Annotated in this window: 5 protein-coding genes; 4 read left to right on the top strand and 1 reads right to left on the bottom strand. The window is 61.4% G+C overall.

Annotation, left to right across the window (positions count from 1 at the left end; genetic code table 11):
* Nucleotides 1-246: 246 nt before the first annotated feature.
* Nucleotides 247-1,638, bottom strand: a complete 1,392-nt coding sequence (locus tag ACILSE_RS17770; protein ID WP_395718767.1) for a cryptochrome/photolyase family protein — start codon at nt 1,636-1,638, stop codon at nt 247-249.
* Between the two features lie 153 nt (nt 1,639-1,791).
* Here ACILSE_RS17770 and ACILSE_RS17765 point away from each other — a divergent pair, with 153 nt between their 5' ends.
* The 4 genes from ACILSE_RS17765 to ACILSE_RS17750 all read left to right on the top strand — a co-directional run bounded on the left by ACILSE_RS17765 (nt 1,792) and on the right by ACILSE_RS17750 (nt 7,268).
* Complete coding sequence (locus tag ACILSE_RS17765) at nt 1,792-2,943, top strand: c-type cytochrome domain-containing protein (protein ID WP_395718766.1); 1,152 nt, start codon at nt 1,792-1,794, stop codon at nt 2,941-2,943.
* Between the two features lie 56 nt (nt 2,944-2,999).
* The gene (locus ACILSE_RS17760; protein WP_395718765.1) at nt 3,000-5,015 is read left to right on the top strand and encodes a c-type cytochrome domain-containing protein; all 2,016 of its coding nucleotides are present in this window, start codon (nt 3,000-3,002) and stop codon (nt 5,013-5,015) included.
* A gap of 149 nt (nt 5,016-5,164) precedes the next feature.
* Nucleotides 5,165-5,821: a hypothetical protein gene (locus tag ACILSE_RS17755; RefSeq protein ID WP_395718764.1), complete on the top strand. Its 657-nt coding sequence runs from the start codon at nt 5,165-5,167 to the stop codon at nt 5,819-5,821.
* Nucleotides 5,822-5,957: 136 nt separating this feature from the next.
* The gene (locus tag ACILSE_RS17750) at nt 5,958-7,268 is read left to right on the top strand and encodes a cytochrome c biogenesis protein ResB (protein ID WP_395718763.1); all 1,311 of its coding nucleotides are present in this window, start codon (nt 5,958-5,960) and stop codon (nt 7,266-7,268) included.
* Nucleotides 7,269-7,281: the final 13 nt, after the last annotated feature.

Here is a 7,281-nt window from a genome sequence, read left to right as displayed (position 1 = left end):
TTGAAAAGATCAAACGCATGCAACGCGTGGCCACCCGGTATGACAAAACCGATGTTTCATTCATGGCTTTTGTCCTTCTTGCCATCTGCACTTTATCCCTCAGAAACCAATTTTAAAACACGCCCTAATGTCATGTCATGAATCATCTCTTTCCTTTATTAAATTGAACAACAACTGGTCCGCAGGATCAAGCCGGGGGTGGAGCTGTCCGGCACGTCTGTCCCAAGTGCTTATTGACGATAGGCATCAGCTCCGCTCCGCCTTGTGCTTCGCAAAGATGGCGAGGCAGCGGTCGCGCTCCGTGTGGTGATCGACCATGGGGAGGGGGTAGCCTTTGGCGAGAGGGAGGCCGGGCTTCGGAGGTTCGTGGAGGAGCGGGGCGGGCACGTCCTTGAGCTCCGGGACCCATCTTTTGATGAAGGCGCCCTCGGGATCGAAGCGGGCGCTTTGCAGCCAGGGATTTTGGATGCGGAAGTAGGGCGCGGCATCCGCACCGGTGCCTGCGGACCATTGCCAGCCGCCGTTGTTGCTGGCGTTTTCGCCATCGACGAGCTGCTGCATGAAGAAGGCCTCGCCGAGCCGCCAGTCGCAGTGCAGGTCCTTGGTGAGGAACATGGCGGTGATCATGCGCAGGCGGTTGTGCATGAGGCCGGTCTGCAAGAGCTGCCGCATGCCGGCATCGACAATCGGAAAGCCGGTGGTGCCGGTGGCCCAGCGCTGGAAATCAGCGTCGGTGCCCGGCCAAGGCAGGCCGCGCCAGTCGGGATTGAACTCGTGCTCGAAGACCTCCGGGTAGAACCACAGGATGGCGAAGTAGAACTCACGCCAGGCGAGCTCCTTGATGTAGGTGCTGCCTTTTTCGATGGCGGCGCAGCGGGCATACAGATCGCGGATGCCGATGAGGCCGTAGCGCAGGTCCTGGCTGAGCATCGAGGTGGTCTGGCCGCTGGGTGTGTTGCGATTCGCGGAGTAGCCTTTCAATATGCCGGTCTCGATGAAGCGCTTCATGCGATCACGAGCCGCCCGCTCGCCGGAGGGCAGAATCTGCGCCGTGGGCTCGGGCAGTTTCCAATGCGCGAGCGTGGGCAGCGGCAGGCTGGTGATGCTTTCGGCCGCTTTCGGGCCCAACCAGGTCACGCGGGGCAGTGGCGCGGCTTTTTCGAGGCTGAGCCAGTTCTTCGAGTAGGGCGTGTAAACCCGGTAAGGCATCGCCGAGCCGGTGAGCACGGTTTCCGGAGCGTGCATGACGCTGTCGTCAAAGCCATGGCACTCGATGCCGAGCCGCGTGCAGACCGCGGCGATTTTCTTTTCCATCTCGCGGCCGAAGGGATCGTAGTCGCGGTTGAAATAGATCGCGCCAGCCTGCGTCTCGCGCACGAGGCGCTCGAGCTCGGCATCCGCCTTGCCACAGCGCACGATGAGCCGGCTGCCGAGGGTTTCGAGGTTCTTCGCGAGCGATTCGAGGTTGCCGCAGAGGAACTGCTGGCGGTTCGGCCCGGTCCAGCCGTGGCTGTTTTTCCAATCATTGAGCACATACACCGGCACGACCTGCTCCGCGGCCTTCGTGGCGTGATGAAGCGCGGTATTGTCCGTGAGGCGCAGATCACGGCGGAACCAGTGGAGGACGGTTTTGGGCATGGGTGGGGGAAAAGGAGCGACAGGATACGGTCAGCATCCGACAAAAGGCGATGTGAAAACTGGCAGCATCGGCCATCAGGTTCGTGATGAATATTTCGCTGGGCTGCCGTTACTAGAAGCGCCATATCTCACCAACCCTCGCTCATTTCCCCCATGTCTTCGCATTCGCCCGAAACCGACGAACCGAAATCATTCACCGCCGCCTGGATCGCCACGATTGCCATGTTTGTGGTCTTCCTGCTCGGGCTGCTCATTTTTCCGCCATTGTATGAGGCTCCGAAGGTCGAGCCTTCGAGCACGGTGCTGTTCATCGGCAGGTTTCATCCGATCCTGCTGCACCTGCCGGTGGGGATTCTGGGTCTGCTTTGCCTTTTCGAGCTGATCTGCTCCACGCAGCGCGGGGAGAAGAAGTTTGGCGAGGCTTCGCTGCTCATGCTCATCGTCGGCTCCGCCGGAGCCTTGATGGCCGTTTTCGCGGGCATCATGCTTTCGCGTGAGGGCGGCTATACTGGCGGCAATTTCAGCCTGCACCAGACCATGGCGCTCATCGGCACCGCAGGCGTCCTGCTTTCGCTTGCCGTGCGCATCGTGGCGATGGGGCGCGACAGCACCGAACTGCTGAACGCTTATCGCGCACTCTACTTCATCAGCTTCGGCATCATGGGCCTCGGCGCGCATTTCGGTGGCAATTTGAGCCACGGCAGCAAATTCCTCACCCAACACGCCCCGGCGTGGATCAAAGGGCCGATGGTCGGCATGGAGAAGTTCATGCTAGGCTTGGTGGAGGAGCCGAAAGAGGAAAAGGTGGAGGAAAAAGCCCCCGAGACTCCAAAAGTTGTCGAAACACCGCCCAAGGCACCCGAGACCGCCCCGAACACGCCTCCAGCACCCATGCCGACAGCTCCAACGCCTCCCGCTCCCGCGACCGGTGGCGACAAGCTGGTCTTCCAGCACGTCATCCTGCCGATTTTCGAGGCGAAGTGCAACAAATGCCACGGTGAGGAAAAACAGAAGGGCGAGCTGCGTCTCGACACCTTCGAGTTCACCATGAAAGGCGGCGAGGAAAGCGGGGACAAGAACATCGTGCCCGGCAAGCCAGACGAAAGCGTCACCGTTCAGCTCATCAGCTCGGCCGAGGACGAGGACGGGCACATGCCTCCTGAGGGCAAGGACCAGCTGACCAAGGAGGAGACCGCGCTCATCAAATGGTGGATCCAGCAGGGCGCGAGCAACACGCAGAAGTTTGACGCCGCCGCCGTCCCCGCTGAACTCAAGGCCGCCGCCGAGGCCATCGTGAAAGGTTAGTCCAATTCGCTCCTTTTCTTGCCTGGTTCAAACAACCACCCTCCCCTGCCATTTTCATGAAAACAACCACCCTGACTCTCGCCCTGGCGTTCGCCCTCGCCGCGCATGCCGCCGATGACAAAAAAGCCGCTGATCCCGCCGTCGAAGCTGCGATGCAGAAAGTGAACGCCACAGGCGCTTCGCTGATGCCGATCGCCGCCGATGCGAAGACGTTTCGCTTCACGGCGCTCAATGTCGCGAAGGAGTTTTCCGACGCCGGACTCGACGCGCTGGCCCCGATTGCTGACAAAATCGCCTCCCTCGATCTCGCCCGCACCAAAGTCACCGACGCCGGTCTCGCGAAGCTCGCGGCCATGAAGAACCTCAAGGAACTGCACCTTGAAGGCACCACCGTCGGTGACGCGGGGCTCGATCACCTCAAAGGCCTCGCCGAACTCGAATACCTCAATCTCTACAGCACGAAAGTCACCGACGTCGGGATCGCGAAGCTGGCCGCTCTTGGCAAGCTGAAGGCGCTCTACCTTTGGCAGAGCGGAGTCACCAAGGCCGGCGTGGCCGCGCTGAAGGGCAAGCTGCCCAACGCTCACATCAACAACGGCTGGACGGCCGAGGACGACGCCAAACCCGTTGCCGTGGCTGCCGCCACTCCGGCTGCTGCCGCTCCTGCCGCCGCGAAGCCAGCTGCCCCGGCGCCTGCCGCTGCCAAACCAGCCGCCCCCGCCGCCACACCTGCCGCGGGTGGCAAACTGGACGCTGCCATCGCCGAGAAAGCGGTCGTTTACCGCGATGTCATCGCCCCGATCATGGCCGCGAAGTGCGTGAGCTGCCACGGCGAGGAAAAGAAGAAGGGCAAGCTTCAGCTCCACGATTACGCAGCCATCATGAAAGGTGGTGGCGACGGCCCCACGACGGTGATTGCCAAAAACAGCAAGGACAGCCTCATGCTCATCCGCGCGAACCTGCCCACCGACGACGACGAGCACATGCCGCCGAGCGATGAGCCGCAGCTCACGAAGGAGGAAGTCGCCATCCTGAAGTGGTGGATCGAAACCGGTGCCTCCGAGAACGCCACCGTCGCCGCCACGAAGCCCACCGCCGATGTGGAGGGTGCCTTGGCCGTTCTCCTGGCCAAAGGCCTGCCGAAAGCCGCCGCGCCGGTGAAAGCCGCCAAGCCCAAGCCTGCCGCACTCACCGAAGCCGAGAAAAAACAAGTCGCCGAGATCAGCGCGAAGATGCAGGCGCTCAACGCCTCGCTCATGCCCCTCGCCCAGGACACCGAGCAGCTCCGCCTCGGCGTCATCAACGCCGCCGACAAATTTGGCGACAAAGAACTCGCCATGCTTGCGCCGATCGCCAAGCACGTCGTGTGGGTCGATCTGGCCCGCAGCCAGATCACCGACGCCGCGGCCGAAACGCTGGCGCAGATGAGCAATCTTGAGCGCCTCCACCTTGAAAACACCAAGTTCAGCGACGCCGGTCTCGCGAAGCTCGCCGGCCTGCAAAACCTCGAATACCTCAACCTTTACGGCGACAAGGTCACGGACGGTGGAATCGCCAAATTGGCCGCCGCCAAGGGCTTGAAGAAGCTTTTCGTCTGGCAGACCGGTGTCACGCAAAATGGTGCGAAGGCGCTCGAAGGCCAGCTTCCCGGCCTAAAGGTCAACGTGGGCCTCACCGAGGCCGAGATCGCGAAGTTGACCGCCCCGCCGCCCGCTCCCCCTGCCCCGCCGCCCGCTCCCGCCAAAGCTGATCCGAAGGCCGCCAAACCGGCCGCCGGTGGCAGCGATGTCATCAAAACAGCCATGAAGCAGTATCACAAGCCCGACGATGCTCTTTGCAAGAAAGTCGCCGGAGGCACCGCAAGTGATGCGGAACTCGGCACGATGCTCAAAGTTTACCAGGACATGTGCGCCGCCACCCCGCCCAAGGGTGACAAGGCCGCCTGGGTGACGAAATGCCAGGCGCTCATCGGCGCGGTGAAGAAAATCCAGGCCAAGGACGCCAACGGCGTCGCCGCCTACAAGACCGCCGTGAACTGCAAGGCCTGCCACACAGATCACAAGGGTTCATAATCTGGCTCGTCGTTAGATCATCGGCAAAATAGTCTGATGCGGTGACGAACTGTCGCCAGCCCACATCTTTGCTTCATGCGCTAGCGTATCTTCATGGCGTTCAACCCGGATGCTGCTAATCATCCAGCCCATTCATGCGTTTCTCCTCGATGAAATCCCCCCTCCACCGCTGCGCGGTCGTCGCCTGCGGCCTACTTTCCGCATCCTGCGATCGCCTCGGCGAGCGTGAGGCCATCACCGAATCGCGTGAGATCTCCACGCACGCTGCCAAGCCGAACATCGACATCCCCAGCGCCACGCGGTTCTTTGACGATGCCAAAAACGAACCAGAACAGCAGCGCCCGGACTTTCGAAGTCTGCTCACCTGGACTGTGCCGGATGGCTGGAGTGAAAACACCACACCTGACCCGATGGGCATGCGCCTGCTCGACCTGCGCTTTGGCCCCAACAAAGAAGGCGAGTGCTACATCTCCCTCATGCCCGGCTCCGCGGGTGGCCTTGAGGCCAACGTGAATCGCTGGCGCATGCAGATGGGCCAGCCCGCCTACACGCCCGACGAACTCGCCAAGCTGCCGAAAAAGCCCTTCTTCAACCGCGAGGCGACCTTTGTGGCCTTCGATGGCGACTTCAAAGGCTTCGGTGCCGACACCGCCAAGACCGGCTACCGCATGCTTGGCCTCATCCACAGCACCGAGCAGGCCACCATCTTCGTGAAGCTCACCGGCCCCAAAGCCCTCGTCGAGCAGAACAACGCCGCCTTTGATACCTTCTGCCAGTCGATCAAACCGAACCTGCCAAAGGAATGACGAAACCAGAATTCAGAATGACGAATGAATGCCCAATGACGAAGCCCGAACTGGCTGCGTTCATCATTTGGGCTTCGTCATTCATTCGTCATTCGTCATTCTGAATTCGTCATTTCCCAGCCTCGCCACCCCCACCGTGACCTCTCGTCCTCTCAGCCCCCTATCACGCCTCATCAGCTTCCTCTCCAGCTTCGGCCTTGCCACGGTCGTGCTGGCGTTGCTGCTGCTCATCACCTTCCTCGGCACGCTGGAGCAGGCAGAGTTTGGCCTCGTGGCCAGCCAGGCGCGTTACTTTGAGTCCTTCTTCGTCGATCGCATCGACATCGGCGCGTGCTGGCGGGCGCTGGCGCTGAACGCGTATGCGGACATCGGCAATGTGACCTTCCCGCTGCCCATCCTGCCCGGCGGCTACACGCTGATGGCGGTGCTGTTCGTGAACATGTTTCTCGGCGGCATCATTCGCATCCGCAAGTCGCCGAAGACCATTGGCGTCATCATCTCGCACTTTGCCATCCTGTTCATGATCGCTGCGGGCGCGGTGAGCTACCATTTTGCGGTGGAGGGAAACATGAGCCTCCGCGAGGGCGAGACGAGCGATGAGTTCCTGAGCTTCCACGACCGCGTCATCGAGATCGAGAAGGTGCAGACGGATGAAAAGGCGAAGCGCGGCGCCCTCGTGATCGACCAATCCATGTATTCCGACCTCTCCGCCGGCAAAGGCCGCACCTTCACGCACGAGAGCCTGCCGTTTGATCTCATGATCACCAACTGGAAGAAGCACGCGCAGCCCAAGCCCGACCGCGACGGCTCCCGCAGCGATGCCATTGACGGCTACTTCATCCAGGAGGTCAGCATGCTCGATGAATCTGGCGCGGCGATGGCGGATGAGCAGCTCGCCAGCGCCTGCGTGGCCATCGTGAAGGATAAAAAGACCGGCGCGGAGCAGAAGGGCATCCTGTGGGAGTTCGCTGCAGCGCCGTGGACCGTGACCGTGGGCAGTGACAAGTATCTGCTCTCCCTCGTCCACCGCACCTACAAGCTGCCGTTTGCCATCAAGCTCGACAAAACCGAGCAGGAGAAGCATCCCGGCACCGAGCGTGCGCGTCGCTTCACCAGCTGGGTGACCAAGCTCGAGAATGGCCGTGAGGAAAAACGCGTCATCACCATGAACGAGCCCGTGCGCAGCGAGGGCTTCGCGGTCTTCCAGCAGACTTTTGACGACGGCACGCGCAGTGGCAGCGGCGTGAAGAGCAGCGGCTTCCAGATCGTGGAAAACCCCTCCGACCACTGGCCGCTCATCTCCTGCATCATCGTCGCCGAGGGCCTGCTGCTGCATTTCCTCATGATGCTCGCTCGCTTCATCAAAGTGGAGCCTTGGAAGTTCTCCATCGGCCTCATCGTCGCCTTCAATGCCGCCTTCGCCCTCGCGATGTGGAAGCTGCTCTAACCTTTCTCAAGCC

This window comes from Prosthecobacter sp. (genome assembly GCF_044236155.1).
In the GTDB taxonomy this organism is placed as follows: domain Bacteria; phylum Verrucomicrobiota; class Verrucomicrobiia; order Verrucomicrobiales; family Verrucomicrobiaceae; genus Prosthecobacter.
This window is presented reverse-complemented; position numbering and strand designations above follow the sequence as displayed.